Below are 25,447 nucleotides of genomic sequence, written 5' to 3'. Positions count from 1 at the left end.
GCTCCGCTGCGCTACGCGAACGCCGCTCCTTCGTCGCGGCGTGAAACCGCTGTGCTCTCTGGTCGTCGTTCGCTCCGCTGCGCTACGCGAACGCCTCCACCGGCGGGCAGGCGCACACGAGGTTGCGGTCGCCGTAGGCCTGATCGATGCGGCGCACCGGCGCCCAGTACTTGTTGCGCACGAGCGCGTGCACCGGGTAGACCGCCTGCTCGCGGGTGTAGGGATGCGACCACTCCCCCGCGATGACCGACTCCGCGGTGTGCGGCGCGTTCACGAGCGGGTTGTCGTCGGCCGGCCACTCGCCGGCGGCGACGGCATCGGCCTCGACCTTGATCGCGACCATCGCCTCGACGAAGCGCTCGAGCTCGGCCAGGTCTTCCGACTCGGTCGGCTCGACCATGAGCGTGCCTGCGACGGGGAACGACATGGTCGGCGCGTGGAAGCCGTAGTCGACGAGGCGCTTGGCCACGTCGTCGACGGTCACGCCCGTCGCCGCCGTGAGGGGGCGCAGGTCGAGGATGCACTCGTGCGCGACGAGGCCGTTGTCACCGGTGTAGAGCACCGGGAAGTGCTCGCGCAGGCGAGAGGCGACGAAGTTGGCGGCGAGCACCGCGGTCGCGGTCGCCTGCTTGAGGCCCTCGGAGCCCATCATGCGCACGTACGCCCACGAGATCGGCAGGATCGACGGGCTGCCGTATGGAGCCGCCGAAACCGGCCCGCCGTCGTGCGTGACCCCGCCCGAGTGGTCGGCGCGCTGCGCCATCGGGTGACCGGGCAGGTAGGGCGCGAGGTGCGCCTTCGCCGCGACCGGGCCCACGCCCGGGCCGCCGCCGCCGTGCGGGATGCAGAATGTCTTGTGCAGGTTCAGGTGCGACACGTCGCCGCCGAAGTCGCCGAACCGCGCGTAGCCGAGCAGGGCGTTGAGGTTCGCCCCGTCGACGTAGACCTGGCCGCCGGCGTCGTGCACGGCCTGCGTGATCTGCTTCACCTCGTGCTCGTAGACGCCGTGCGTCGACGGATAGGTGATCATGAGCGCCGCGATGCGGTCGGCGTGCTCGGCGATCTTCGCCCGCAGGTCGTCGAGGTCGACGTTGCCGAGCTCGTCGCACGCGACGACGACGACGCGCATGCCGGCGAGCACCGCGGATGCCGCGTTGGTGCCGTGCGCGCTCGACGGGATGAGGCACAGGTCGCGGTCGACGTCGCCGTTCGCGAGGTGGAAGCCGCGGATCGCGAGGAGGCCGGCGAGCTCGCCCTGGCTGCCTGCGTTCGGCTGCAGCGACACGGTGTCGTAGCCGGTGACCTCGGCGAGCCAGGTCTCGAGCTGCTCGATGAGGCCGAGCGTGCCGACGACGTCGGCCTCGGGCGCGAAGGGGTGCAGGTTCGCGAACTCCGGCCAGGTGACCGACTGCATCTCGGTCGCGGCGTTGAGCTTCATCGTGCACGAGCCGAGCGGGATCATGCCGCGGTCGAGCGCGTAGTCGCGATCGGCGAGGGTCTTGAGATACCGCATCATCTGCGTCTCGGAGTGGTGCGTGTTGAACACCGGGTGCTGCAGGTACGGAGTGGTGCGGCGAAGCTCATCGGCGATGGGCGACGCCGGGCGCCACACGCCGACCTCGCGCCCGGCGACGGGTGCAGCACCGAGTGGCGCGAGCGCCCGATCGACGAGCTCGGCATCGGTCGCCGTGACCTCATCGAAACTCAAGCGCACGGTGTCGTCGTCGACGCGTCCGTAGAGCACACCCGACCGATGCGCGGTCGCGACCGCTTCGGCGGCACCTCCCGGCACCCGCACGAGCAGGGTATCGAAGTATGAATCGTGCACGACCTCGATGCCCGACGCGCGCAGCCGCGCGGCCGCGTTCACCGTGGCCTGATGCACCTGCGTCGCGATGTGACGGATGCCGCGGGGCCCGTGGTACACGGCGTACATCGACGCCATCACGGCGAGCAGCACCTGGGCGGTGCAGATGTTCGACGTCGCCTTCTCGCGGCGGATGTGCTGCTCGCGGGCCTGCAGGGTGAGGCGGTACGCGGGCGCGCCGACCGCGTCTTTCGAAACGCCGACGAGGCGACCGGGCAGCTGCCGCTCGAGGCCCTTGCGCACGGCCATGTATCCCGCGTGCGGTCCGCCGAAGCCCATCGGCACGCCGAAGCGCTGCGAGGTGCCGACGGCGACGTCGGCACCGTGCTCGCCGGGGCTCGTGATGAGCGCGAGCGCGAGCAGGTCGGCTGCCACCACAGCCAGGGCGCCCTGCGCCTTCGAGGCCGCGATGACGGCTGCCGGATTCCACACGCGACCCGATGCGCCGGGGTACTGCACGAACAGACCGAAGTGCGAGCCTGCGGCGGCGACATCCGTCTGCTCATCGAGCGGGACCACGACGAGCTCGATGCCGACCGCGACCGAGCGCGACTCGAGCAGCGCGAGCGTCTGCGGCAGCACATCGGCGTCGACGATGAACCGGTTCGACGTCGACTTCGAGGCGCGCCGCGCGAGCAGCATGCCCTCGACGACGGCGGTGCCCTCGTCGAGCATCGAGGCGTTCGCGGTGTCGAGTCCGGTCAGGTCGGTGACCATCGTCTGGAAGTTGATGAGCGCCTCGAGGCGGCCCTGGGAGATCTCGGGCTGGTACGGCGTGTACGCCGTGTACCAGCTCGGGTTCTCGAGCACGTTGCGCTGGATCACCGACGGCGTGATCGTGCCGAAGTAGCCGAGGCCGATCATCGAGGTGCGCACCGTGTTCTGCTCGGCGAGCGCCGCGAGTTCGGCGAGCGCCTCGCGCTCGGTGGCGGCCGCGGGGATCGCCGAGTTCAGTACCTCCCCCATGCGAATCGACGTGGGCACCGCGGCGGCCATGAGGGCGTCGAGGGAGTCGTAGCCGAGCTCGGCGAGCATGAGCCCGTGGTCGCTCGGGCTCGTGCCGATGTGTCGACGACCGAAGGCGTCGAGATCGAATGCTGAGGAGGTGGGGGTGCTCATCGCTGTGTTTACTCTCCGACCAGTGCGCGGTACTCGTCGTGCGTGAGGAACTTCGGCAGGCTCGAGGCGTTCACCTTGATGAGCCAGCCCTCGCCGAACGGGTCGCTGTTGACGAGTTCGGGCGCGTCGACCACTGCCTGGTTGGCCTCGACGACCTCGCCGCTCACGGGAGCGAAGAGTTCGCCGACCGACTTCGTCGACTCGATCTCGCCCACGACGGTGCCCTCTGTCACGGTGGTGCCCGACGCCGGCAGCTCGACGAAGACGACGTCGCCGAGCTTCTCGGCGGCGTAGTCGGTGATGCCGATCGTCGCGACGTCGCCGTCGATGGCGATCCACTCGTGCTCTTCGGTGTAGTGCAGTGCGGTCTGGTCGGTCATGGTGTGCTCCTCGAGATGTTCGGTGCTGGCGGTGTCAAGTGCGGTCGCGCTGGGGCCTGGGGTGCTGGATCAGGCGTTGCGCTTGTAGAAGGGCAGGGCGACGATGGATGCCGCGATGCGCGTGCCCCGGACGTCGACGAACAGCTCGGTGCCCGCCTCGGCCGCGGCCGGCGAGACCGAGGCCATCGCGATGGGGTGGCCGAGCGTCGGAGAGAGCGCACCGCTCGTGACGACCCCGACGCGCGTGGCGGACTCGCCGTCGCCGTCGAACACCTCGTAGCCGGCGCGCGGTGCACGGCGGCCGTCAGCCGCGAGGCCGACGAGCACCGGGGCATCCGCCGCGGGCCCCTGCTCGATCGCGGCGCGGCCGACGAAGTCGCCCGGCTTCGCGAGCGCGACGACGCGGCCGAGGCTCGCCTGCACGGGCAGGATGTCGCGGCTGAGCTCGTGGCCGTAGAGCGGCATGCCGGCCTCGAGCCGCAGCGTGTCGCGGCTCGCGAGTCCGCACGGCGTCAGTCGCGGCCCGCCCGTCTCGACGAGTGCCCGCCACAGTCGCGTCGCCCGCTCGGGCGCGACGTAGAGCTCGAAGCCGTCTTCGCCGGTGTAGCCCGTGCGGGCGACGAGCACGGGCTCGCCCTCGAAGGTCGCTGGGAACGCACGGTAGTACTTGATGGCTTCGAGCTGCACGTCGAAGTCGTCGGCGCCATTGTGCGTGGGCGCTGCGCCGGGACCGTCGACGCCGAACCCGGGGGTCTCGAGCAGCACGGCGCGAGCATCGGGCCCCTGCACCGCGATGAGCGCGACGTCGTCGCTCTCATCGGAGACGATCGTGTCGAAGCCGGCCGCGCGGGCGCGCAGCTCGTCGGCGACGATGCCGACGTTCGAGGCGTTCGCCACGACCATGTAGCGGTCGTCGCCCGTGCGGTAGACGACGAGGTCGTCGATGATGCCGCCGTCTTCGGCGAGCAGCAGCGAGTACTTCGCCTGTCCGATCTCGATCGCCGAGAGCTTGCCGGCGAGCGCGAAATCGAGGGCTGCAGCGGCCTCGGGTCCGATGAGCACGATCTCGCCCATGTGCGAGAGGTCGAAGATGCCCGCGGCCGTGCGCACGGCGTGGTGCTCGGCGAGGTCGCTCGAGTAGCGCACCGGCATCTGCCAGCCGGCGAAGTCGGTGAAGCTCGCTCCCGCCTCGCGATGCACGGCATCGAGGGGGCTGAGTCGCTCGGGGGCGGTACCGGGTTCGTTGGTCACGAGAGTTCTCCAGACGTGTCGGCGTGCGCCGACGTTGCCACGGCCGCGAAGGCTTGCCGTGCGGGAACTCCCCCTCTGTCATGAGCCTGAGAGTTTCACGCGGGGTCGACGCGCTTTCACCGTGGGCGGGAGGCCGCATGCAGCGCGGCATCCACTTTTCAGAGTGGCCTCGTCATCGCGGTGTAGTGACCTGAGAGATTGGCAGGGAGGCTTGCTCCTTCGGTGCCGGCCTGTGACCCGTCAACAGCTGGTGCGTTGTCAGGACTGCCGGCTCTCCCGCGACGCGTCGATGGCCCGGTATGAGGTTGTGCTCCGATCCTAGCAGCGGGGCGGTGCTGCGCGATCGGGGCGGCCCCGACGATGCCAGCGCGACGTGGGCTCGAGCAGGTTGGGCGCCGAATGGTGTTCGAGTCGATCTGACTGTAAGGTGGGCATCGAACGAGTTCGAGTCAGTTTGACCTGAAGATCGGAGCAGCGGATGCCGCACGCAGACGAGCTGCCGGCCGATGCGCCCACGCGCCTCGCCGTCTCGACGGTGATCTTCGCGCTGCGCCCCGATCACAGCGGCCGCCCGGTGCTCTGGACCCCGCTCGTGCGACGCACTCGCGAGCCGCAACTCGGCCTCTGGGCTCTGCCCGGGGGCTGGCTGCCGCCGAACGAAGAACTCGAGTCCGCCGCAGCGCGCACCCTGCGCCTCACGACCGGCCTCGCCCCCAAGTACCTCGAGCAGCTCTACACCTTCGGCGAGGTCGACCGTTCCCCCGGCATCCGCGTCGTCTCGGTCGTCTACTGGGCGCTCGTGCAGAGCGACGAGGCCGCGCGCGCCACGGCAGGGCCGAACGTGCGCTGGGTGCCGGCCGATACGCTGCCCGGGCTCGCGTTCGATCACAACCGCATCGTCGAGTACGCGCTCTGGCGCCTGCGCACGAAGGTCGAGTACGCCGAGATCGCCCATGCCTTCCTCGGCGAGACCTTCACGCTCGCCGAGCTGCGCGAGGTGTACGAAGCCGTGCTGCAGCGCCCGCTCGACCCCGCGAACTTCCGCCGCACCATGATCGCCTCGCGGCGCCTTCGCGAGACCGGCGAGCACCTGGCCGGCGCAGCGCACCGCCCACCGAAGCTCTACCGCTACGACGCGTCGACGCTCACGGCCGACGCCGCCGATCGGCTCATCGACACCCCACCACTCTTGAGGGAGCGACCCGCATCATGACCATCTCCATCGAGGACACGCGCGCGGCGGCATCCGTCGACCGCACCATCAGGCTCATCACGACCGGCACGACGGCCGGCGAGACGTGCGCTCCCGAGCTCGCGAAGGGGCCGTGGGAGTTCGACCAGGGCCCGGTCGGGTACGGCCCCGGCTCGTCGATGGGGGACGTGATCCCCACGGGCTCGCCGCGCCAGGGCGCGCTGCCCGAGTCGTACCGCACCGCTTCCGCCGACGAGCTGCACGCGCGCATCCGCGCCGCGAAGGCGACCCTCGGTGACCGCGCCGTCGTGCTCGGCCACTTCTACCAGCGCGACGAGGTCATCGAGCACGCCGACTTCGTGGGCGACTCGTTCCAGCTCGCGAACGCCGCGCTCACCCGGCCCGACGCCGAGGCGATCGTCTTCTGCGGCGTGCACTTCATGGCCGAGACCGCCGACCTGCTCTCGACGCCCGAGCAGGCCGTGATCCTGCCGAACCTGGCTGCCGGCTGCTCGATGGCCGACATGGCCGACGAGTCGAGCGTCGAGGAGTGCTGGGAACAGCTCGAGCAGGTCTACGGCGACCTCACGGCGACGGATGCCGCGGGGCGGGTGCCCGTCATCCCGGTCACGTACATGAACTCGTCGGCAGCGCTCAAGGGTTTCGTCGGCCGCCACGGCGGCATCGTCTGCACCTCCTCGAACGCGAAGACGGTGCTCGAGTGGGCGTTCGAGCGCGGGCAGCGGGTGCTCTTCTTCCCCGACCAGCACCTCGGCCGCAACACCGCAAAGGCCATGGGCGTGCCGCTCGAGCAGATGCCGATGTGGAACCCGCGCAAGGCGCTCGGCGGCAGCACCGCGGCCGAACTCGACGATGCGCGCGTCATTCTCTGGCACGGCTTCTGCTCGGTGCACAAGCGCTTCACGGTCGACCAGATCGCACAGGCGCGCATCGACCACCCCGGCGTGCAGGTCATCGTGCACCCCGAGTGCCCCATGCCCGTCGTCGATGCAGCGGATGCCGCGGGCTCGACCGACTTCATCGTGAAGGCGATCGCCGCGGCGCCCGCCGGCTCGACCTTCGCCATCGGCACCGAGATCAACCTCGTGCAGCGCCTTGCGGCGGAGTACCCGCAACACACGATCTTCTGCCTCGACCCCGTGGTGTGCCCGTGCTCGACGATGTACCGCATCCACCCCGGCTACCTCGCGTGGGTGCTCGAAGAGCTCGTCGCGGGTCGCATCGTCAACCGCATCACGGTCGCCGACGAGGTGGCCGAGCCCGCCCGGCTCGCACTCGAGCGCATGCTCGCGGCGAAGCCGCCCGTCGCCACGACAGCCACGGCGGCCTGACATGGCGCGCGTGCTCGTGATCGGCGGCGGCATCGCGGGCCTCTGGGCCGCGGTGAAGGCGACCGATGCCGGGCACACGGTCGAGCTCGTCACGAAGGCCGAGCTCGCCGAGGGCAACACCCGCTACGCGCAGGGCGGCATCGCGGCCGTGCTCTTCCCCGACGACTCCGCCGAGCGGCACTTCGCCGACACGATCGATGCGGGCGCCGGGCTCGCCGACCCCGCCGCCGTGCGGGTGCTCGTCGATGAGGGGCCCAGTCGCGTTCGCGACCTGATCCGCTTCGGCGTCGCCTTCGACCGAGGCGAGTCGGGGCTCGAACGTGGGCTCGAAGCCGCGCACTCCCGCGCTCGCATCCTGCACGCAGGCGGCGATGCCACGGGTGCCGCGATCGAGCGCGCGCTCATCGCGACCGTGCGCCGGCGGAGCGTCGCGATCGACGAGCACACGATGCTCCTCGACCTGCTCGTCGAGCACGGCCGCGCCGTCGGGGCACGGCTGCTCGCGACATCCGGAGCCGTCGCCCAGCGCCGTGCGGATATCGTCGTGCTGGCGACGGGTGGCAGTGGATGCCTCTTCCGGCATACGACGAATCCGTCCGTCGCGACGGGCGACGGAGTGGCGGCTGCATGGCGCGCCGGCGCGCAGCTCGCCGACCTCGAGTTCACCCAGTTCCATCCGACGGCGCTGGCCGCCCCAGGCACCCCGCTCATCTCCGAGGCGGTGCGCGGTGAGGGCGCGGCGCTGCGCGATGCGCTCGGCCACCGCTTCATGTTCGACGTCGACCCCCGGGGCGACCTCGCACCGCGCGACGTCGTGGCACGTGCCGTCTGGCGTCGATCGCTCGAGCAGGGCGGCGCACCCGTGCTGCTCGACGCCACGGCGCTCGGCAGCGAGACCCTGGCACGACGTTTCCCGGGGCTCGACGCCGTCGTTCGCGCTGCTGGCTTCGACTGGGCACGCGAGCCGGTGCCGGTCACGCCCGCCGCCCACTACGCCATGGGGGGCATCGTCACCGACCTGCACGGCCGCACGAGTCTGCCCGGGCTCTTCGCCGTCGGCGAGGCCGCCCGCACCGGCGTGCACGGCGCGAACCGCCTCGCCTCGAACTCGCTGCTCGAGGCGGCCGTGTTCGCCGATCGCGCGGCGCTCGTGCTCGACGACCGCTGGCCCGATTCGACGGGCTTCGCCCGCACCGGCGCGGAGGCCGCAGGAGGCGCGGGCGGTGCTCCCAGTGAGAGCGAGAGCGGCGAAGTCGTCGACCGCGGCGAATTGCGCGAGCTGATGTGGCGCCACGTCGGACTCGAGCGCGACGCGCGCGGTCTCGCCGAGGCATCCGCTCGCCTGGCCGACTGGAGTGCAGCGGCTCCGCGAGACCGCCGCTCGGCGGAGGACCGCAACCTGCTCGACCTTGCGCGCCTCACGGTCGCCGCGGCTCTCGCGCGGAGCGGGAGTCTCGGCGCGCACTTCCGCACCGACGACCCCGCTGTCGCGACCGACTCGGCGACCGCGTCCGTCGGCGCTGCGCCAGCACCAGCACTCGACCGAGAGGCCGCCTGATGACCGACACCCGTGAGATCGACCGCATCGTCGGCACCGCACTCGATGAGGATGCCCCGTGGGGCGACCTCACCTCCGAGACGCTCATTCCGGCCACGGCGCGCGCCGCCGCCGAGCTCGTCGCCCGCGAAGCCGGTGTGTTGAGCGGCATCGAGGTGTTCACGGCGGCGTTCCGCCTGATCGACCCGACGGTCGTCGTCGAGGTGCTCGCCGGTGACGGCGACGCCTTCGCGGCCGGCGCGGTGCTCGCGCGTGTCAGCGGCCCGGCGCGAGGCATCCTGCAGGCCGAGCGCATCGGCCTGAACTTCGTGCAGCGCATGTCGGGCATCGCGACGCAGACCGCGCGGTACGTCGCCGCGACCGCGGGCACCCGCGCGCGCATCGTCGACACCCGCAAGACCACTCCCGGCCTGCGCAGCCTCGAGCGGCAGGCCGTGCGCGACGGTGGTGGGCGCAATCACCGCCGATCGCTCTCCGACGCGGTGATGGCGAAGGACAACCACCTCGCGGTGCTCACCGCGGGCGGACTCGACCTCGCCACCGCCCTGCGAGCCGCGCGCGAGCGGATGCCGCACACCGCCCACCTCGAGGTCGAGGTCGACCGGCTCGACCAGGTCGAGGCCGCGCTCGCCGGCGGCGCCGACACGGTCATGCTCGACAACTTCACGCCCGACGAGTTGCGCGCGGGCGTCGCGCTCATCGCGGGTCGGGCGATCGTCGAGGCCTCGGGCGGCGTCACACTCGACACGGTGCCCGAGATCGCGGCGAGCGGCGTCGACGTCATCTCGGTGGGCGCGCTGACGCACTCGGTGCGCTCACTCGATCTCGGACTCGACGTGGTGGTCGAGCGGTGATCTTCCTCGACCATGCCGCCACGACCCCGGTGCGCCGAGAGGCGCTCGAGGCGATGTGGCCATTCCTCTCCGGAGCGTTCGGCAATCCGTCGAGCCGGCACGGTCTGGGTGATCAGGCGGCTCGTGCGCTCGCCGAGGCACGGGCGACGGTGGCCGCAGTCGTCGGCGCACGCCCGGGCGACGTGGTCTTCACGAGCGGCGGCACCGAGGCCGACAATCTCGCAGTGAAGGGACTCGCTCTCGCGAACCCGCGCGGCCGCCACCTCGTGATCTCGCCGATCGAGCACGAGGCCGTGCTCGAGTCGGCCGCCTACCTCGGCCGCGAGCACGGGTTCGAGGTCTCGCAGGTGGCCGTCGGTGCGGGTGGTCTCGTCGACCCAGAGGCGCTCGCCCGCGTCATCCGCCCTGACACCACGCTCGTCTCCGTGCAGCTCGCGAACAACGAGATCGGCACGGTGCAGCCGATCGCCGCACTCGCAGAGGTGGCCCATGCCGCCGGCGCCCTGATGCACACCGATGCCGTGCAGGCCGCCGGCTGGCTGCCACTACGGCTAGCGGATCTCGGCGTCGATGCGCTGTCGCTCGCCGGCCACAAGTTCGGGGCTCCGAAGGGCACCGGTGCACTGATCGTGCGGGGGCGGCTTCCCATCGAACCCGTGCTGCACGGCGGCGGGCAGGAACGCGGCCGCCGTTCGGGCACCGAGAACGTCGCCGGTGCTGTCGCCCTCGCCACCGCCCTGCGGATCGCAGATGCCGAGCGAGCGGATGCCGCGGCACGCGTCGGCGCGCTCGGTGCCGAACTCGTGGCCCGGGTGTCGGCGACGGTGGCCGGCGCACGCCTCACCGGCGACGTCGAGCACCGGCTGCCGGGCACGGTCTCGTTCGTCTTCCCCGGCACGAGCGGCGAGGCCGTGCTCCTCGAGCTCGAGCGCGAGGGCGTGATCTGCTCGAGCGGATCCGCCTGCGCGGCCGGCAGCGACGAGCCATCGCACGTGCTGACGGCGATCGGCGTTCCGGCCGAACTCGCCCAGACCGCAGTGCGGTTCACCCTCGGCGCCGAGACCACCGCCGACGAGGTGACGGATGCCGCTGCGGCGGTCGCTCGAGCAGTGTCGGCGGTTCGCGCTATCGTCGAAACATGATCAATTCGGCCCCGTAAGCAGCCCCGCGACGACCGCCATTCCCTTCTGAGCCCGCCCCTTCACTTCGGCGCGAGTCAATGCGTTCCGATTGATCTCGGAAACCGGGAATAGCGTGAGTCCCGCCGCGGGTTGATCCACCTATTCGACGCAATTCTCAGGCGCAGCTCTGCGCCAAATCGATTGGACCCATTTCTCCTTGACCGAACGCGCCGTTCCCGAACTCACCGAACCCGGTGTCGCCCCCGCGGGTGACACCCAGATGCACGAGCACTCCGATGTCGAGGCGCTGCACGGCGCCCGCAACAACCGGGTGATCTGGCTTCTCCTCGCCGCCTCCTTCGTCGTCATCCTCAACGAGACGATCATGGGCGTTGCGATCCCGCACCTCACGTCAGACCTCAACATCTCCATCGCCGCCGCGCAGTGGCTGACCACGGCCTTCATGTTGACGATGGCCGTCGTGATCCCGATCACCGGCTACCTGCTGCAGCGGTTCGCAACACGCCCGATCTTCATCGCCGCCATGAGCCTCTTCTCGGCCGGCACGTTGATCGCCGCACTCGCACCGGGCTTCGAGGTGCTCCTCCTCGCCCGCGTGGTGCAGGCCAGCGGCACGGCGATCATGATGCCGCTGCTCATGACGACGCTCATGACGCTCGTCGCGCCGAGCGACCGCGGCCGGCTCATGGGTCGCGTCTCGATCGTCATGTCGGTCGCCCCGGCGATCGGCCCGACCATCTCCGGCCTCATCCTGAACTACCTGTCGTGGCGGTTCATGTTCTGGCTCGTGCTGCCGATCGCGCTCGTCATGCTGTTCATCGGCATCCGCCGGGTCGAGAACGTCAGCGAACCTCGCGTCGTGCCCATCGATGTCTTCTCCGTCGTGCTCTCGGCGTTCGGCTTCGGCGGCCTCGTCTACGGCCTCAGCCTCATCGGCGCAGAGACCGGCGGCAGCTCGCTCGGCGCCGCCCCGATGTGGGTCGCGTTCACGGCGGGTGTGCTCGGCATCGGCGGGTTCATCTGGCGTCAGCTCGCCCTGCAGTCGGCCGATCGGGCCCTGCTCGACCTGCGGCCGTTCCGCTCGGGCAACTTCGCCATCTCGATCGGCTTGATGACGATCATGATGGCGGCGCTGTTCGGCACGATCATCCTGCTGCCGATCTACCTGCAGAACGTGCTGCACCTCGAGCCGATCATGACCGGGCTCCTGCTGCTGCCCGGCGGGCTCACGATGGGCCTGCTCGGCCCGACCGTCGGCCGGTTGTTCGACCGGCTCGGACCGACACCGTTGCTCGTGCCCGGCTCGATCGTCGTGAGCGCGGTGCTCTGGTCGCTCACGCTCGTGACCGATCAGACCTCGCCGTGGCTTCTGCTCATCGCCCACGTTGCGTTGTCGGCGGGTCTCGCGTTCATGTTCACCCCGCTGTTCACCTCGGCGCTCGGTTCGGTCGAGCCCCGGTTCTACTCGCACGGCTCCGCCATCGTCGGCACCGTGCAGCAGGTTGCCGGTGCGGCGGGCACGGCGCTGTTCGTGACCATCATGGCGGCGCAGTCGCTGACGGCAGCTTCTGCCGGCGCCTCCGTCGAGGCGGCGGCGGCTTCCGGCATCCGTGCCGCGTTCCTTGTCGGCGCGATCCTCTCGCTCGCGGCGATCGTGGGTGCGTTCTTCGTGCGCAAGCCCGCCGACATGATGCAGGGTGCGCCTGCAGCGCACTGAGTCACTGCAACACCACGAAGGGCCCCGGCGATCGCCGGGGCCCTTCGTCGTGTGCTCAGCCGGGACTCAGCCGCAGTTCGGTCGGCAGCTGCGCTGCGAGAGCGCATCGACCAGCACCGTGCCGAGGTCTTCGGGCTTCGATGCCGAATACGCGGCACCCTTCGTCGCCTGGGCGATGCGCTGCATCGCCGCAAGGTCGGTGTCGGGCCCGAACCCGATCATGATGACCGGCACCGGCTTCGCCGGATCGTCGATCTTCGCGAGCTCGGCGAGGAGCGTCTCGAGGTCGATGCCGTTCTCGTCTTCGTTCTTGCCGTCGGTGAAGAGCAGCACCGAGTTGACCTTCTCGGGGTCGTACGTCTCGCGAACCCGCTGCACCGCGGCGAGCGTGGTGTCGTAGAGACCGGTGGCACCACCGAGCCTCGCCGGCAGCGACTGGATGATGCCCGCGATCTGCTGCGTGTGCGCGGCATCGGCGAGCGGCGCGATCGGGGCCAGGTCTTCGTAGTCGAGATCGCCGTTGCGTGCGGTCGAGAACACCCACACGCCCATCTCGACCTCGCCCGAGAACTTCTGCATCGCGCCCACAGCGGCCTGCTGGAAGATGTCGATGCGGCGCAGCCCGTTCTCGGCCGGCTCCTCCATCGACCCGGAGACGTCGATCACGGCGAGCATCCGCGAGCGCAGGGTGAGCACCGACCAGGCCCGGAGGATCTCGAGCTGTGCGGCGCCGTCGAGTGCCGCCGCCGCGGGCGGCGCGTCGGCGCCGAGGCCGGCGATGTCGAGTGTTCCGGTGCCGTCGGGTGAGCGGAAGCCCGCCGCGGCGAACGTCTCGGCGGCGTCGCGCACGGCGGCCTCGAAGTCGTCGACGAGTTCGGCCCGCGACTTCGTGCCCGCGTCGGCGGTGTCGGCCGTGCCCTCGCCGGCCGCGGCATCCGCCGACAGGCGCACGAACGGGTAGTCGAGCGAGACGGTGCCGTCGACGGGGTACGCGGCGACGAGACCCTCGACCGGATCGTCGAGGTTGTAGGCGGCGACCTGCGCCTCGCTCGTCACGACGACGGCGGCCTGCTCGGCGGCGCTCAACGTGCCGAAGGCTGCGCTCGTCGACGCGGGGATCGACTTGCCGAGCTCGATCATCGCGCCGGCGAACTGCCGCGGATCGTCGGGAGAGGAGTGACCGCGCAGGGCCAGGAGACCGGCGAGACTCGCGGCGGATGCCTCGGGGTCGGGCAGGATCGTGGGCAACGCGCCCCCGAGCACCCGGGTCCAGCTGACCGGTTCGGCGGCGAGCTCGGTCGCCTTGGTGGCGGCACCGGCGAACACGACGGGCGACGATGCGATCGAGCCGGTCACCTCGAGGTCGGGTGCGCCCTGCCCGAGCGATGTCGCCGTGGCGTTCACGCGATCGAGCCAGACGCTCGAGTCAGGAATCCAGGCATCGGCCTCAGCGCCGCCCGAGGCGATGACCGCCGCGGTGTCTGCAGAGTCCTGGGCGGTGATCTCAGTGGTCACGCAACGGTCGGGCGACTCGTCGAAGGCCTTGGCGATGTCGCTGAGCGCCGGCGCGATGGAGGTGTCGGCGACGACGGCGATCTTCTCGGTCTCGGCGCACCCGGCGTCGGCCGAGGCGAAGATCGGGTTCAGGTATCCGCCGGCCCAGAGGAAGACGCCCGAGGCGACGACTCCGACCACGACGACGGCACCGATGATGGACAGGATCAGCTTGCGGCCCGGCATCTTCACCGGTGCCGAGACACTATGACGTCCCACGGACACTCCAAAGCCGACGGGTGGGGGCCCGTCGGATCCTCTTGTACGGGTTCCCCTCGCGGGGGGAAGGATTTCGTTCAGTGTAGGCGACGCGACTGAAGACGCGAACTTCGCTCGGGTTCACGACATTCTCCGCTACTGCGGCGACGAGCGCGATGCAGACCCTTGGCAGCGTGCAGCAAGAGTGCGAGCATGGAATCGAGCCGCAGGCCGACCGATGCCGACCCGAGTCCCGGCTCGATGGACGCACCTCATGGAGCCGTTCGAGAACCGCAGCGATGCCGGCCGGCGTCTGGCCGCCGCGCTCGAGGGAATCGACCTCGAGCGGCCGGTGGTACTGGGCCTGCCGCGCGGCGGGGTGCCCGTCGCGGCGCTCGTCGCGCGAGCGCTCGGGGCACCGCTCGACGTGCTCGTGGTGCGTAAGCTCGGTGTTCCCGGGCAGCCCGAGGTCGCCATGGGCGCCATCGGCGAGGAGGCCGCGCGGGTGCTCAACGACGACGTCATCGACGCCGCCTACGTCTCCCCGGGTGAGTTGCGCGACATCGAGCGCCGTGAGCGTCTCGAACTCGACGCGCGGCTCGCCCGCTTCCGGGGCGGCGAGCCGCCGGTGCCGCTCGCCGGCCGCACCGCGGTGATCGTCGACGACGGCGTCGCCACCGGGGCGACCGCGCGGGTCGCGGCCCGCGTGGCGAAGGCGCGCGGTGCGGCGCGCGTCGTGCTCGCGATGCCGGTCGGTGCACCCGACTCGCTCGGCTCGCTCGCCGCCGACCCCGCCGTCGACGAGATCGTGTGCCTCTCGACGCCGAGGGGTTTCGTGTCGGTCGGCATGCACTACCTCGACTTCACGCAGACGAGCGACGACGAGGTCGCCGAGCTGCTCGAGGCGGCACGCTCACGCGAGTGATCGATGCGGCGCTGCACCGATCACGACGGTCGCGTCGGCCTCGTCATCGCGCACGACGCGCGCGATGAGACCGCCCTCGGCGAAGAACGCCGCTGCCACGGGAGCCTGCGCTTCGCTCGTCTCGATCAGCAGTGCGCCACCGGGCGCGAGCCACGAGCGAGCGGATGCCGCGACACGGCGATGCACGTCGAGGCCGTCGCCACCGCCGTCGAGTGCCATTCGCCTCTCGTGGTCGCGCGCCTCGGGCGGCATCATGGCGATGGCGTCGCTCGGCACATAGGGCGCGTTGACGGCGAGCACGTCGATGCGTCCGCGAAGATCTGCGGGCAGTGCGTCGAACAGGTCGCCCTCGAACACCCGGGCTCCGAGCGCTTCGAGGTTCGAGCGCGCCGCGTGCACGGCGACGGGATCGAGGTCGGCGGCGACGAGTTCGATGCGGTCGGGCCCTGCGGCATCCGCGATGGCCGCCCCGATCGCGCCGGCGCCGCAGCAGAGGTCGACGACGAGCGGGACCCCGGCCGGGCTGCCGTCGACGGCGAGCGCGGAACGCGCGACGAGGCGCGCGGCCTCGGTTGCGAGGAACTCGGTGCGGCGGCGAGGCACGAACACGCCCGGCAGCACGCGGATGCGGAGGCCCGCGAACTCCGCCCAGCCGAGCACCTGTTCGAGGGGCTCGCCGGCGACGCGGCGTGCGACGAGGTGTTCGAGTTCGCCGTGATCATCGTGATCTGCGGCCGCCTCGAGCAGCAGTCGCGCCTCGTCTTCGGCGAAGACGCAGCCCACAGCCCGCAGGCGGCGCACGATCTCGGCTTCGGGTGCAGATGCGGTTGCAGGAATTGCCATCTCTCGCAGCGTACCGGCCTGGTGTTAGAGTCCATTGCATGACCTCGTCGAACCAGAACTGGTGGCCCGCCTCCTAGGCGGCCATTCGTTTCGACGTACTTTGACCGCCCGAGGGCGGTCGTTTCGCGTTTGCGGGAAGACTCCACCCGAGGGTCCGACCGGAGAATCCCATGACGCGACTGCTCACCTCCCTGCTCACCGCCACTGCGCCAGGCCCGTTCGCGATCGTGCGCCGCGAGCACGAGCCGACCCTCGACGTGCTCGTCGGCGACATCGTCGATGTCGACCGGCTCGCCGACATCCCGCTCGACGGCGCGGAAGTGCTCGCCCTCGTGCCGTTCCGTCAGGTGCGCGAACGCGGCTTCGTGGCGCACGACGACGGTGCGCCGCTCCGCTGCCTCGTGGTGCGCGACCGCGAGTCGATCGAACTCGCGGAGGCCATCAACCTGCTTCCGGAGCATCCGATCGCCCTCGAACGCCTCGACGTCGACGTGAGCGATGCCGACTACGCTGCGCGGGTGCGCCGGGTCATCGATGACGAGATCGGCCACGGCGAGGGTGCGAACTTCGTGATCCGACGCGAGTTCACCGGGCACATCGAGGCGCCGGCCGCACTGGCCGTGCTCGGATGGTTCCGAGCGCTGCTCGAACACGAAGCGGGTGCGTACTGGACGTTCGCGCTGCACACTCCCGAGCTCTCAGCGGTCGGTGCGACGCCGGAACGCCACGTCTCCTCCCTCGACGGGGTGGTCTCGATGAACCCGATCAGCGGCACCTTCCGCCACCTCGACGGGCCGCCGAGCGACGACGAGTTGGCTGTCTTCCTCGATGATGTGAAGGAGCGCGAGGAACTCGTCATGGTCGTCGACGAGGAGCTGAAGATGATGAGCGCGGTCTGCCCCGACGGCGGCCGCATTCGAGGCCCCTTCCTGAAGCGGATGTCGCGGCTGACGCACACCGAGTACCTCCTCGAGGGGCGCAGCGACCTCGATCCGCGCGACGTGCTGCGTCTCACGATGTTCGCGCCCACCGTCACGGGCTCGCCGATGGGCAACGCCTGCACCGTGATCGCCCGCCACGAGGCGACGGCCCGTGGCTACTACGCGGGAGTGCTGGCGCGGTTCACGCCGACCGCGACGGGGTACGACCTCGACGCGCCGATCCTCATCCGCACCGCGTACGTCGACGCGGCGGGCGAGGTGCGCGTGCCGGTGGGCGCGACCCTGGTTCGCCATTCCGATCCCGTCGGCGAGGTTGCCGAGACGCACGCGAAGGCGGCCGGAGTGCTCACCGCGCTCGGCGCGGTGCCGCGCGCGACGGGCGCGGGCGCCGCTGGCACCGCGGCAACCGTGGCACCGGCGGCGGCACCGGCGGCGCGCCGCGAGAACGATCGCATTGCGACGCTCCTCGACTCCCGCAACGATCAGCTCGCTGCGTTCTGGAGCACCCCGCAGGCCGCACACGCCGCGCGCGGCGCCACGGCGCTCGTCATCGACGCGGGCGACGATTTCACGACGATGCTCGCGCACCAATTGCGCCACCTCGGCGTCGCGGCGCGAGTTGTGCCGTGGAACGAGGCCGCGCCCGCGGCATCCGACGATCTCGTCGTGTTCGGGCCGGGGCCGGGCGACCCGCGCAACGACGCCGACCCGCGCATCGCTCGACTGCGCGAGCTCATGACCGAGCGCCTCGCGAGCGGTGCGCCCCTGCTCGCCGTCTGTCTCAGCCACCAGTTGCTCGCGTCGATCGCCGGCCTGCCGCTCGCACCGCTGCCGGCACCGCGGCAGGGCCTGCAACTCCAGGTCGACGTGTTCGGCGAGCCTGCCGGCATCGGCTTCTACAACACCTTCACGGCGCTCGCCCTCAACCGCTCGACAACGGCCCGGCTCGGCCTCGAGGTGGCATCGGATGCCGCGACCGACGTGGTGCACGCGCTGCGCGGGCCAGGCGTGGCCTCAGTGCAGGGTCACCTCGAGTCCGTGCTGTCGCCCGACGGGCTCACGGTGCTCGCTCGCATCGTCGACGACCTGCTCGGTGGGGCGATCACGGCAGGCGACGCCGGCGAGCAGCGCGTCGTTGCGGCGGTTTGACCGGATGATCCCGCAGCCGACGGCGTTGCGCAAGCCGTTGCCCGCCGCGAGCACGAAGCGCTTTGCTTGGCGTGACCGACCTGAGGAGGCGGATCAGCATGGACACGAGCACCATCGTCTGGATCATCATCGGCATCGTCGTCGTCATCGCGATCATCGTGATCGTCGTGATGGCCACGAACCGGCGGCGCAAGGAAGCCCGCATCGAAGCCGGCAGGAACCGTGCGGCCGACCTCAGGCAGAGCGCAGCGGAGACGGATGCCGCAGCGCGCCAGCGTGAAGCCGAAGCCGCTCGCACCGCCGCTGCCGCCAAGCAGGCAGACGCCGACGCGGCGCAGGCCCGCCTCGAGTCGGAGCGGCTCGCGCGCGAGAGTGCCGATCGCCACTCGGCCGCCACCGACCTTCGCGCCGAAGCCGACGACCGTCTGCGCAAGGCCGACACGCTCGATCCCGATGTCGACACTGACGACACCACGCATCGCGACGACCGTGCACCCGACGTGCGACGCGACGACGTGCGGCGCGATGAGGTGCGGGGTGATGCGGTGCGGCGCGACGACGACCGGCTGACCTGAGTTAGAACCAGCTCAGCCGAGCGCAATCACCGCGTCGAGGGTGTGATCATCGAGTCGGCAATCTGCGAAGATCAGGCGCTCGAGGTGAGTGGTGCTGCCCTCGACGCCATCGGGCTCGGAAGTTGACCGCCCCCGCCAGATGAGCTGCAGGCCGACCCGTTCGAGCACCCTGATCGATGCCTCGTTCTCGGCCAGCACCCGAGCGGTGACGGGCGTCGACGGGCGCGTCGTCTGCGCGGCCTCGAGGCTCGCGGCGGCGGCTTCGGTGGCGAACCCGTGCCCCCAAGCCGCCGGCGCGAAGCGATAGCCCAGGTTCCAGGCGTCGAAGTCGAGCATCTTCGCACCGGCGGAGCCCAGGAAGGCGCCCGCGGGTAGCAGGCCGACGGGCTCGCGGGCGATCACCGCATTGTGCGAGAAGCCGTGCGCCAGCCGCGCGTCGATCGCGCTCCGGATGGCTCGCTCCGAGACGTCTCGACTCGGGTGCCGGCCGCTCGGCAGGTGCTCCCACGTGCGCGGGTCGCCGTAGACCCCGAAGTAGGCATCGGCGTCGTCGAGCGTGAGCGGGCGAAGCAGCAGGCGTTCGGTGCGGAGTTCGTCGATCATCGCGTCAAGTCTCGCAGCGGCATCCGACAGTCAGTTCTCGGTGACGCGCCCGGCCTCCACCCGCCAGCGGCGATCGAGGCTCACGCGCTCGAGCATCCGCCGGTCGTGCGTGACGAGCAGCAGGGTGCCCTCGTACGACTCGAGCGCGTCTTCGAGCTGCTCGATCGCGGCGAGGTCGAGGTGGTTCGTCGGCTCGTCGAGCACGAGCACGTTGACGCCACGCGCCTGCAGCAGCGCGAGCCCGGCGCGGGTGCGCTCTCCGGGCGAGAGCGCATCGACCGGCCGCAGCACGTGGTCGGCCTTCAGCCCGAATTTCGCGAGCAGCGTGCGCACTTCGCCGCCCGAGTACTCGGGCACGAGGGCCTCGAACGAGTCGGCGAGCGGCGCCGCCCCGGTGAGCTGGGTACGCGCCTGGTCGATCTCGCCGATGGCGACGGATGTCCCGAGGCTCGCGGTTCCCGCGTCGGCCGCACGCCGCCCCAGCAGCAACGCGAGCAGCGTCGACTTGCCCGCACCGTTCGGCCCGGTGATGCCGATGCGCTCCCCGGCGTCGACCTGCAGCGAGACCGGGCCGAGCGTGAAGTCGCCCTGCACGACGACGGCCTCATTCAGCGTCGAGACGACGGAGCTCGAGCGCGGCGCCTGACCGATCGTGAACTCGAGCTGCCACTCCTTGCGCGGCTCCTCGACCTCGTCGAGGCGTGCGATGCGGCTCTCCATCTGACGCACCTTCTGCGCCTGCTTCTCGCTCGACTCGGTGGCGGCCTTGCGCCGGATCTTGTCGTTGTCAGGCGATTTCTTCATCGCGTTGCGCACGCCCTGGCTCGACCATTCGCGCTGGGTGCGTGCTCGCGACACGAGATCGGCCTTCTTCGCCGCGAACTCGTCGTACTCCTCGCGCAACTGGCGACGCGCGGTCGCGCGCTCCTCGAGATAGGCGTCGTAGCCCCCGCCGTAGATGCGATTCGAGTGTTGCGCCAGGTCGAGCTCGAGCACCCGTGTCACCGAGCGGGCGAGGAACTCGCGGTCGTGGCTCACGAGCACCACACCGCCGCGGATGCCGCGCACGAATGCCTCGAGTCGCTCGAGCCCGTCGAGATCGAGGTCATTCGTCGGCTCGTCGAGCAGCACGAGGTCGAAGCGGGAGCAGAGCAGTGCCGCGAGGCCCACGCGCGCGGCCTGTCCGCCCGAGAGCGAGGTCATCATCGAGTCTGCTGAGAGGTGCGCGTCGCCGAGGCTGAGTCCGAGGTCGGCGAGCACGGCAGGGAGCCGCTCGTCGAGGTCGGCGGCGCCAGAGGCGAGCCAGCGCTCGAGGGCCACGGAGTACTCGTCGGCGGCATCGGGGGCGCCCGGCGCCGGGGCATCCGTCGAGCTCAGCGCCTCGGCCGCGGCGTCGAGGCGAGCGGATGCCTCGGCGGCTCCGGTTCGCCGGGCCACGTACGCGGCGATGCTCTCGCCCTCGATGCGTTCGTGCTCTTGCGGCAGCCAGCCGACGAACGCGTCGCTCGGCGACAGGTGCACCGTGCCGGCCTGCGGCTCGAGCTCGCCGGCGAGGATGCGGAGCAGCGTCGACTTGCCCGCCCCGTTCACACCGACGATGCCGACGACATCGCCCGGTGCGACCGTCAGGTCGAGGTCGTCGAAGAGGGTGCGGTGGGCGTAGCCTCCGGCGAGGCCCTGGGCCACGAGTGTTGCGGTCACCGGTCAACTGTAGTCAGCGAGCGCTGTGAGCTCGCACCGGTGGTCAACGAGCCGATCGCCACTCCTCATCGAGGATCGCGTAGGTGAACCCGTCGATCCAGCCGAGCTCGGCGTGCCAGGAGTCGCGCACACCGTGCTGCTCGCGCCGCATGCCGAGCTTCTCCATCACCTTCCACGACGCGATGTTGTCGGCGAAGCACCCCGCGGTGACCCGATGTACGCCGAGCTCGTCGAATGCGAGGGCGAGCAGCGCGCCGGCGATCTGCGTCGCATACCCCTTGCCCGCGTACGCCGGGTCGATGAGGTAGCCGATGCCGGCCTCACTCCGCTGAAAGACCGCCGGATCGCCGTGCGTCTGGCCCATGCCGTCGGTGACCCAGAGCGACGCGGTGCCGACGACCTCGTCGCCGAGCATCGCGATCGCCGAGTGGTCGAGCGGGTCGCCGGTCTCCTCGAGCCAGCGCCGCGCGAAGGCTTCGGGCTCGACCTCGGTGCGAAGCAGCCAGCGCGTCACCTCGGGTCGGTTGCGCCACTCCAGCACCTGCTCGAGGGCCGCTTCGGTGGGAAGTCGCAGCTCGAGCGGCCCGGCCGCACGCGGCCACGTCACGTCGGAAGTCGTCATGCTCCCTGCCTACCAGCCGCCGCCGTCACTTCACGAGCCGGGAGAGCACGCGATCGGCGAGCGGCTTGCCGCCGGTCTGGCACCCAGGGCAGTACTGGAACGTGGAGTCGGCGAAGATCACCTGACGGATCGTGTCACCGCAGACCTCGCACGTCTCGCCGGTGCGCCCGTGCACGCGCATCGCTCGACGCTTGGCGTCTTTCAGCTCTGCGGGCGGGCGACCGGATGCCGCGGCCACCGCGTCGGCGAGGGTGTCTCGCAGCGCGTGGTAGAGCTGCTCGACCTGCTCGCTCGTGAGCTTCGCGGCCAGCGCGTACGGCGACATCTTGGCCGCGTGCAGGATCTCGTCGGAGTAGGCGTTGCCGATGCCCGCGAACACGGACTGGTCGCGCAGCACCCCTTTGACCTGCGTTCGGCGTCCCTCGAGGATGTGAGCGAAGTCGTCGATCGTGAAGTCGGCCGCAGTGGGGTCGGGGCCGAGCCGCGCGATGCCCGGCACCTCGCCGGGGTCGCGCACGACATACACGGCGAGCGACTTCTTCGTGCCGGCTTCGGTCAAGTCGAAGCCAGAGGCATCGTCGAACCGAACGCGCAGCGCAAGCGGCGACTTGCCGGGCTTGACCGGCGTGGTCGGCGCCTCGTCGTACCACCGCAGCCACCCGGCGCGAGCGAGGTGGAAGACGAGATGCACGCCGCCGGCATCGAGGTCGACGAACTTGCCGTGCCGACGCACTCCCCCGATGCGCTCGCCCTCGAGTGCCGACAGCGGGGGGTCGAAGGTCTTGAGCGCCGAGATCGCCGAGACTCGCAGCGACCCGAATGCGTGCCCTGTGGCACGCTCGTCGAGGAACTCGACGAGCGCCTGCACTTCGGGCAACTCGGGCACACCACCATCCTGCACCCGGCCGCCGACAGCCGCACCGGTATCACTCCGAAGCGAACTCGAGCTTCGACTCGGCGACCGCGATGACCGACCAGGTGCCGCCGTCGCCATCGGTGAAGGCGTAGGCCGGCACGATGAGCACGCTGCCGTCGGGCTGCCATTGGCTCGCGAGACCGAGATGAGCGCTAATGATCGTCACGTCGCGCACCGGCCACGAGACCGGGCTGCCGTTCGTCGGCGTCGCGGGGGGTTCGGTCGGAGCCACCCACTCCTCGACCATCGGCTCCACCGGAGCCTCCGCTGCTGCGAACGGCATGGCGGTCATCTGCGCCCCGAACCGCGGGTCGGAGAGCCGCTCGAAGGCCTGCTGATCGCTGACGACGTCGTAGTCGCCGATCGACACGAGTCCGGCGAGCGCTCCGGAAGCGCTGGAGATTCCCTCGCTCGCGAGCTCGATCGACCACGCCTGGTCGATGCGCTGGCCATCGATGACGGGCCAGGCCTGCGCCATCCGGGTCACCGCGCCCTCCCACGTCTCGGAGGTGTACTCGAAGGCGCCGGCGTCGCGACCGGTCGCCGCGATCAGTGAACGCAGTGCGTCGATCGCTGCCGACTCGCTCGGCAGGGCTGCTGTGTCGGGCTCGCAGGCCGGCGCCTCGGGGATGCCCAGCTCGGGCTCCGCCCCATCGGGTGACGACGGCACAGGGTCGACCGGCTCGACCGGCTCGAGGCACGCCCAGGGATTGATCCGCGGGTCGGAGTAGGAGAATCCGAGCGTGCCGTCGAGCGCGACGTAGAGCGTGGGGGCGCTGCCATCCTGCGGGCCGACCGTCCAGCTGCCGTCCTTCAACGCGGGCGTGCCCTCCATCCCGAGCGCTACGGCGAGCGCGGCCACGGTCTCACTGGTCGACGCGCTTCGCGCATCGAACGCATACGCCGATGCGGTGCCGTCTGTGGTGGAGAGTCCAGAGGCACTGAAGCTGTTGCGACCGAATCCGTAGGGCATCATCATGTCGCTGGCCCCGGAGCCCACCATCTTGCGACCACTGGCGTCGAACGATCCCGGGCCCTCTTGCGTCGCGCCCTCCATGGCGCCGCTTCCGGTCGCACCGGACTGCAGCGAGATCGGCGGAGCTGCGGCGAGGGTCGGGCTTCCGCCGGTCATCGCTCCCAGGCCGAAGCCGGCGCCGCCGACGATCGCGACCGAGGCGGCGACCGCCGCGATCGCAAGCCAACGCGGTCGGCGGCGCGCCCGCTCGGCGTCGAGATCGGTCACCGCGCCGGCCGCGGCACCCGCTTCCGCGGCATCCTCATGCGCGGTCTCGGATGTCGCGTGCACGATGACCTCGTCGGCGAAGCCTGCACGGGGTTCGACGCCGGCTGCCGGGTCGGCGGCACGGAGTCGTGCCACCGGGTCGAGCTCGTTGTCGTCGTTCATGTCGATCACCCTTCGTGCGTGCGGTTCACTTGGGGATATGTCGGGCGGCGCCGAAACCTTGCAGTCCGACTAGAACGACAAGCGCTCGCCCCAGGCCTCGCGCAGCCGCTTGCGGGCACGGGAGAGCGCGGCATCCGCCCCGGAGCGCGAGATGCCGAGCACGGCCGCGAGCTCCGCGCCGTCGAGCCCCTCCCAGGCGTGCAGCAGCAGGATGCGGCGGTCGCGTTCGCCGACGCTCTCGAGCGCACCGCGAAGCTCGGCGTCGAACAGCGCACTGAGCTCAGGGTCGTGATCGATGCGCACGACGCCCGTCTCAGGCAATTCCTCCACTGGCAGGTCGACGCGCTTGCGGCGGCCGTTCGCGAGCGTGAAACCGGCCGTGCGGTACAACCACGGCAGCACCGCCTCGCGCGGCACGTCGTCGCGACGACGCCAGGCGGTCGCGAAGACCTCGGCGGCCAGATCTTCGGCGTCCTGCCGCGGGCCGCGACGGGCGAAGTAGCGAACGAGTGCGGTCGAGTGCTCGCGAACGACCTCGGTGAACCACGCGGTCTCAGCGGGGGTCACGCCGCCCTCTGAGGGCTCGGGCATCGCCACCTCCTCGGCTGCGTCGGCGCTTGCTGGGGTGCTGGCGATGCTCACACCATGTCTGTGTCGCGTCCGGCGCGAGTCTTGCACGCCGAGCCCGGATTACTCCACGCCTCGCAGTGGAAGGCGTGCTCCGCCCGCCTGGCACGTCGGGCAGTACTGCGCCGTGGTGCTCGCGAACGAGAAGTCGCGCACCTCGTCGCCGCAGACCGGGCAGGCCCCACCGGCTCTGCCGTGCACGCGCATCGACGCGACCTTCGCAGCTTTCAACTGATCGATCGGCGTAGCGCGCTGTCGTTCGATCGCACCCGTGATCGTGCCGACGGTGGCGTCGAACAGGCGGTCGAGCTCGGCCGGCGACAGCGACGCGGCATGCGCCACCGGGGAGAGCTTGGCGACGTGCAGAATCTCATCGGAATAGGCGTTGCCGATGCCCGCGAGCGACTCCTGCTCTTGCAGCACCGCCTTCACCTGCTTGCGACGACCGATGACCACCCGGTCGAAGTCGGCGCGCGTGAACTCGGGGGCGGCCGGGTCCGGTCCGAGTTTGGCGACCGCCGGCACGTCGCTCGACTCGTCGACGACCCAGCTGCCGAGCGACACCCAATCACCCGCATCCGTGAACTCGACGACGCTGCCGTCGTCGAAGGTGAGCGCGAGGAGCGTCGGCGGGGCGGCGCCGACCGCGCCGGATGCCTCGGCCTCGGCTGTGCCGTAGCGTGCCCAGCCGTGGCGGCCGAGCGAGACCACGAGGTGCTGTCCGTCGTCGATCAAGAGGTCGACGTGCTTGCCGTGCCGTTCGGCGCCACGCAGACGCTGCCCGCGCAGCGACGTCGGCGGGCGACTGCGGGTCTTGACGACACGGAATTCCACGACGTCGACGCCGATGATCTCGCGGCCGGTCAATCGCGTGCCGAGATCTTCGACGAGCGCCTGTACCTCGGGCGACTCGGGCATGTCGCCAGCTTGGCACACGCTGCCGACACGGTCGAGCG

Annotated in this window: 21 protein-coding genes and 1 riboswitch; of the genes, 9 read left to right on the top strand and 12 right to left on the bottom strand. The window is 70.8% G+C overall.

Annotation, left to right across the window (positions count from 1 at the left end; genetic code table 11):
• Nucleotides 1–82 precede the first annotated feature (82 nt).
• From gcvP to gcvT, 3 genes are all read right to left on the bottom strand, one after another.
• The gene (gene gcvP / locus H521_RS0117245; protein ID WP_022894266.1) at nt 83–2,986 is read right to left on the bottom strand and encodes an aminomethyl-transferring glycine dehydrogenase; all 2,904 of its coding nucleotides are present in this window, start codon (nt 2,984–2,986) and stop codon (nt 83–85) included.
• 8 nt (nt 2,987–2,994) lie between these two features.
• Nucleotides 2,995–3,366: a glycine cleavage system protein GcvH gene (gcvH, locus tag H521_RS0117240; protein WP_022894265.1), complete on the bottom strand. Its 372-nt coding sequence runs from the start codon at nt 3,364–3,366 to the stop codon at nt 2,995–2,997.
• Between the two features lie 69 nt (nt 3,367–3,435).
• Nucleotides 3,436–4,617, bottom strand: a complete 1,182-nt coding sequence (gcvT, locus tag H521_RS0117235; protein WP_022894264.1) for a glycine cleavage system aminomethyltransferase GcvT — start codon at nt 4,615–4,617, stop codon at nt 3,436–3,438.
• A 168-nt stretch (nt 4,618–4,785) separates the two neighbouring features.
• A riboswitch (glycine riboswitch) is annotated at nt 4,786–4,906 on the bottom strand.
• A 189-nt stretch (nt 4,907–5,095) separates the two neighbouring features.
• Here gcvT and H521_RS0117230 point away from each other — a divergent pair.
• The 6 genes from H521_RS0117230 to H521_RS24070 all read left to right on the top strand — a co-directional run bounded on the left by H521_RS0117230 (nt 5,096) and on the right by H521_RS24070 (nt 12,432).
• Nucleotides 5,096–5,830: an NUDIX hydrolase gene (locus H521_RS0117230; RefSeq protein WP_022894263.1), complete on the top strand. Its 735-nt coding sequence runs from the start codon at nt 5,096–5,098 to the stop codon at nt 5,828–5,830.
• Nucleotides 5,827–7,161 carry a quinolinate synthase NadA gene (gene nadA, locus H521_RS0117225; protein WP_022894262.1) on the top strand — a complete coding sequence of 445 codons (1,335 nt, stop codon included), beginning with the start codon at nt 5,827–5,829 and terminating at the stop codon, nt 7,159–7,161. Before H521_RS0117230 ends, nadA begins: the two co-directional genes overlap by 4 nt.
• Nucleotide 7,162: 1 nt before the next feature.
• Nucleotides 7,163–8,719, top strand: a complete 1,557-nt coding sequence (nadB, locus tag H521_RS24075; RefSeq protein WP_022894261.1) for an L-aspartate oxidase — start codon at nt 7,163–7,165, stop codon at nt 8,717–8,719.
• Nucleotides 8,719–9,573, top strand: a complete 855-nt coding sequence (gene nadC / locus H521_RS0117215) for a carboxylating nicotinate-nucleotide diphosphorylase (protein WP_022894260.1) — start codon at nt 8,719–8,721, stop codon at nt 9,571–9,573. The genes nadB and nadC overlap by 1 nt, the downstream gene beginning before the upstream one ends.
• Entirely contained in the window at nt 9,570–10,715 is a 1,146-nt protein-coding gene (locus tag H521_RS0117210; RefSeq protein WP_022894259.1) for a cysteine desulfurase family protein, read from the top strand. The genes nadC and H521_RS0117210 overlap by 4 nt, the downstream gene beginning before the upstream one ends.
• 259 nt (nt 10,716–10,974) lie before the next feature.
• Nucleotides 10,975–12,432 (top strand): DHA2 family efflux MFS transporter permease subunit, encoded by a 1,458-nt coding sequence (locus tag H521_RS24070; RefSeq protein WP_051159343.1) that lies wholly within the window; start codon nt 10,975–10,977, stop codon nt 12,430–12,432.
• A gap of 66 nt (nt 12,433–12,498) precedes the next feature.
• Here H521_RS24070 and H521_RS24065 read toward each other — a convergent pair whose 3' ends face one another.
• On the bottom strand, nt 12,499–14,205 hold the full coding sequence (locus H521_RS24065; RefSeq protein WP_156891516.1) for a VWA domain-containing protein: 1,707 nt from the start codon (nt 14,203–14,205) through the stop codon (nt 12,499–12,501).
• A gap of 217 nt (nt 14,206–14,422) precedes the next feature.
• Here H521_RS24065 and H521_RS0117195 point away from each other — a divergent pair, with 217 nt between their 5' ends.
• Entirely contained in the window at nt 14,423–15,109 is a 687-nt protein-coding gene (locus H521_RS0117195) for a phosphoribosyltransferase (protein ID WP_245561013.1), read from the top strand.
• Here the strand turns inward: H521_RS0117195 and H521_RS0117190 are convergent.
• Nucleotides 15,098–15,952: a putative protein N(5)-glutamine methyltransferase gene (locus H521_RS0117190; protein WP_022894255.1), complete on the bottom strand. Its 855-nt coding sequence runs from the start codon at nt 15,950–15,952 to the stop codon at nt 15,098–15,100. The genes H521_RS0117195 and H521_RS0117190 overlap by 12 nt on opposite strands.
• 170 nt (nt 15,953–16,122) lie before the next feature.
• On the opposite strand from H521_RS0117190, the gene H521_RS24060 reads away from it, so the two are divergent.
• On the top strand, nt 16,123–18,042 hold the full coding sequence (locus H521_RS24060) for an anthranilate synthase family protein (protein WP_022894254.1): 1,920 nt from the start codon (nt 16,123–16,125) through the stop codon (nt 18,040–18,042).
• A 98-nt stretch (nt 18,043–18,140) separates the two neighbouring features.
• Entirely contained in the window at nt 18,141–18,617 is a 477-nt protein-coding gene (locus H521_RS0117180; RefSeq protein WP_022894253.1) for a hypothetical protein, read from the top strand.
• A gap of 12 nt (nt 18,618–18,629) precedes the next feature.
• On the opposite strand, the gene H521_RS25165 is transcribed toward H521_RS0117180, so the two are convergent.
• The 7 genes from H521_RS25165 to H521_RS0117145 form a co-directional block, all read right to left on the bottom strand.
• Nucleotides 18,630–19,220 carry a GNAT family N-acetyltransferase gene (locus tag H521_RS25165; protein ID WP_022894252.1) on the bottom strand — a complete coding sequence of 197 codons (591 nt, stop codon included), beginning with the start codon at nt 19,218–19,220 and terminating at the stop codon, nt 18,630–18,632.
• A gap of 30 nt (nt 19,221–19,250) precedes the next feature.
• Nucleotides 19,251–20,921 (bottom strand): ABC-F family ATP-binding cassette domain-containing protein, encoded by a 1,671-nt coding sequence (locus tag H521_RS0117170; RefSeq protein ID WP_022894251.1) that lies wholly within the window; start codon nt 20,919–20,921, stop codon nt 19,251–19,253.
• A 43-nt stretch (nt 20,922–20,964) separates the two neighbouring features.
• On the bottom strand, nt 20,965–21,543 hold the full coding sequence (locus tag H521_RS0117165; RefSeq protein WP_022894250.1) for a GNAT family N-acetyltransferase: 579 nt from the start codon (nt 21,541–21,543) through the stop codon (nt 20,965–20,967).
• 25 nt (nt 21,544–21,568) lie between these two features.
• Entirely contained in the window at nt 21,569–22,429 is an 861-nt protein-coding gene (locus H521_RS0117160; RefSeq protein ID WP_022894249.1) for an Fpg/Nei family DNA glycosylase, read from the bottom strand.
• A gap of 40 nt (nt 22,430–22,469) precedes the next feature.
• A complete protein-coding gene (locus H521_RS0117155) occupies nt 22,470–23,864 on the bottom strand; it encodes a hypothetical protein (protein ID WP_156891514.1) in 1,395 nt (464 codons plus the stop codon).
• A 69-nt stretch (nt 23,865–23,933) separates the two neighbouring features.
• Nucleotides 23,934–24,455 carry an RNA polymerase sigma factor gene (locus H521_RS0117150; RefSeq protein ID WP_051159342.1) on the bottom strand — a complete coding sequence of 174 codons (522 nt, stop codon included), beginning with the start codon at nt 24,453–24,455 and terminating at the stop codon, nt 23,934–23,936.
• Between the two features lie 99 nt (nt 24,456–24,554).
• A complete protein-coding gene (locus H521_RS0117145; RefSeq protein ID WP_022894246.1) occupies nt 24,555–25,409 on the bottom strand; it encodes a DNA-formamidopyrimidine glycosylase family protein in 855 nt (284 codons plus the stop codon).
• Nucleotides 25,410–25,447: the final 38 nt, after the last annotated feature.

Source organism: Agromyces subbeticus DSM 16689 (genome assembly GCF_000421565.1).
Taxonomy (GTDB): domain Bacteria; phylum Actinomycetota; class Actinomycetes; order Actinomycetales; family Microbacteriaceae; genus Agromyces; species Agromyces subbeticus.
This window is presented reverse-complemented; position numbering and strand designations above follow the sequence as displayed.